Consider the following 2525-nt stretch of genomic DNA (forward strand, 5'->3'; position numbering starts at 1 on the left):
ATCGCCGATTCAAGGCTAATGGCTGAATAATGGCTCGGTAATCCTTAAAATGGAAATAACACGCAAATTTGAGGCTAGATTATGAACAGTGGCGAGCAAAATAAGCTATTTATCCTGATTGATGGGCATTCTTTGGCTTTTCGTGCCTATTATGCCTTTGCTAAGTCTCGTTCTGGTCCTCTGCGTACTTCTAGCGGCATTCCCACCAGTGTTTGTTTTGGGTTTTTAAACTCTCTGATGCAGTTACTAGAAACTCAAAAACCCACTTATTTAGCGGTCGCTTTTGATTTAGCCGCTCCTTCTTTTCGCCATGAAGCTGATGTCAATTATAAGGCGAATCGGCAAGAGACTCCCGAAGAATTTCGCCCCGATTTAACTAATCTCCAAAGTCTCTTGGCAGCGATGAATATTCCTATTGTGACTTCTCCGGGTTATGAAGCAGATGATGTTTTAGGAACTTTGGCAAAACAGGCCGGCGATAATGGTTATACAGTCAAGATTTTAACAGGCGATCGAGATTTATTCCAATTGGTAGATGAGGAGAAAAAAACCACGGTTCTCTATCTGGATATTAATGCGGTCAAAAGTACATCGGGACAGGGTTATACAGAATTTAATTCCCAAGCTGTCACGGAAAAGTTAGGGGTGACACCAAAACAGGTAGTAGATTTTAAAGCTCTTTGCGGTGATAAGTCTGATAATATCCCCGGGGTGCGCGGAATTGGCGAAAAAACAGCGATAGATTTATTAAAAAAATACGATAACTTAGAGGATATATATACCAATCTGGAATCGATTAAGGGAATGGTAAAAACTAAATTATTAGAGGGAAAACTCGCCGCAGAAAGTTCTCGCTATTTAGCCAAAATTGCCCTTGATGCCCCCGTTAGTCTCGAAGAGGATAAATTTCGTCTCCGAGGTTTTGATCGGCGTTTAGTTAAACCTTTATTGGAAAAATTAGAGTTAAAGAAAATTCTCCAGAAACTCGATCAAATTCAACAGCATCTAGGTGGCACTCCTACCCTAGAATTAACTAGCGATGCTGATTCTAATCAATTGTCTCTGTTTGATTTACCCCCTATTTCTCCACCGGTTCTAATTGCTCCCGACATTATTGATACTATTCCTAAGTTAGATGCTTTACTGGCAAAATTAACAACTTTCACTAATCCACATTTTCCCGTCGCTTGGGACACCGAAACCACGGATTTAAATCCTCGTGTAGCCAAATTAGTCGGGATCGGTTGCTGTTGGGGAAAAGAATTAAATTCTATGGCCTATATTCCCATAGGCCACCAGAGCGGTGATAATTTAAATCTAGAGATAGTTCTCGAAAAATTACGCCCAATTTTAGCCAGTGATAATTATCCGAAAGTCTTCCAGAATGCGAAATTTGATATTGATGTTTTTTATCATCAAGGAATTACCGTTAAAGGTCTAGTTTTTGATACTATGGTGGCTAGTTATGTCCTCCATCCCGAACTAACTCATAATCTCGAAGATTTGTGCGATCGCTATTTAGACGGTATCACTTCCCTTAGTTATAAAAGTCTCGGTATTCCTACGGGAAAAACCATCGCTGATTTAGATATTGCCACTACTGCTACCTACTGCGGATTAGATGCCTACGCTACCTATTTACTTCGAGAAAAATTACAGGCAGAATTAACTAAAATTCTCCCTTTGTATCAATTATTCTCTGAAATAGAATCTCCCTTAGTGATGGTGCTGTGGCAGATGGAAAATTATGGTATAAAAATTAATATCAATTATCTAAAAAACTTATCCCAGCAACTAGAAAGAGACCTAGCAGACATAGAAAAAAAAGCTTATGAATCCATCGGAGAAACTTTTAATCTTAGCTCTCCTAAACAGTTAAGTGAAATCCTCTTTGATCGATTAGCACTCAACCGCAAAAAATCCAGAAAAACTAAAACAGGTTACTCCACCGATCAAAGTGTTTTAGAGAAACTACAAGGCGATCATCCCTTAATTGATTATATCCTTGAACATCGCACCTTATCTAAATTAAAATCCACCTATGTGGATGCTTTACCGAAATTAGCCGAACCAAAAACCGCAAGAGTGCATACGGATTTTAATCAAACCATCACCAGCACCGGACGCTTATCATCCTCCAATCCTAACCTGCAAAATATACCCATTCGCAGTGAATTTTCCAGACGAATTCGTCAAGCTTTTATTCCCGAAGATGGTTACTTATTAGTATCAGCGGACTACTCACAAATCGAGTTAAGAATTCTCGCTCATCTCAGCCAAGAACCAGTTTTATTAGAAGCGTATCGTAGTAATCAAGATGTTCATAAAGTCACCGCTCAATTGCTCTTTGATAAAGGGGAAATTACCCCAGAAGAACGCAGTTTAGGAAAAACAATTAACTTCGGGGTTATTTATGGCATGGGAGCGCAAAAATTCGCCCGTGAATCGAAATTAACCGTAGAACAGGGCAGAAAATTTATTGAAAAATATCATCAACGTTATGCCCAAGTATTTGAGTATTTAGA

1 protein-coding gene is annotated in these 2525 nt (G+C 39.0%); it reads left to right on the forward strand.

Going from position 1 to position 2525, the window contains the following annotated elements; translation table 11 throughout:
- Nucleotides 1–81 precede the first annotated feature (81 nt).
- On the forward strand, nucleotides 82–2525 hold a 2444-nt coding region (polA, locus tag PX484_RS12860; protein ID WP_288104139.1), incomplete at its 3' end, for a DNA polymerase I.

The organism is Microcystis sp. M49636_WE2, from assembly GCF_030065375.1.
Lineage (GTDB): Bacteria > Cyanobacteriota > Cyanobacteriia > Cyanobacteriales > Microcystaceae > Microcystis > Microcystis aeruginosa_C.